This is a genomic window from Paenibacillus sp. 2TAB26 (genome assembly GCF_052115145.1).
GTDB lineage: Bacteria > Bacillota > Bacilli > Paenibacillales > Paenibacillaceae > Pristimantibacillus.
Window position 1 is genome coordinate 1 of sequence record NZ_JBFRGC010000118.1, and the last position, 422, is coordinate 422.

General features: G+C 55.9%; 1 rRNA gene. It reads left to right on the plus strand.

The features are described from left to right. Positions 1-407 (plus strand): 16S ribosomal RNA (locus AB4Z50_RS36135); the annotation flags it as partial. Between the last annotated feature and the right edge of the window lie 15 nt (positions 408-422).

A 422-nucleotide genomic window follows, 5' to 3' on the forward strand; every position in this document is an offset into this window, starting at 1 on the left:
GGTGGGCACTCTAGGATGACTGCCGGTGACAAACCGGAGGAAGGTGGGGATGACGTCAAATCATCATGCCCCTTATGACCTGGGCTACACACGTACTACAATGGCCGATACAACGGGAAGCGAAACCGCGAGGTGGAGCCAATCCTATCAAAGTCGGTCTCAGTTCGGATTGCAGGCTGCAACTCGCCTGCATGAAGTCGGAATTGCTAGTAATCGCGGATCAGCATGCCGCGGTGAATACGTTCCCGGGTCTTGTACACACCGCCCGTCACACCACGAGAGTTTACAACACCCGAAGCCGGTGGGGTAACCCGCAAGGGAGCTAGCCGTCGAAGGTGGGGTAGATGATTGGGGTGAAGTCGTAACAAGGTAGCCGTATCGGAAGGTGCGGCTGGATCACCTCCTTTCTAAGGAAATACCCG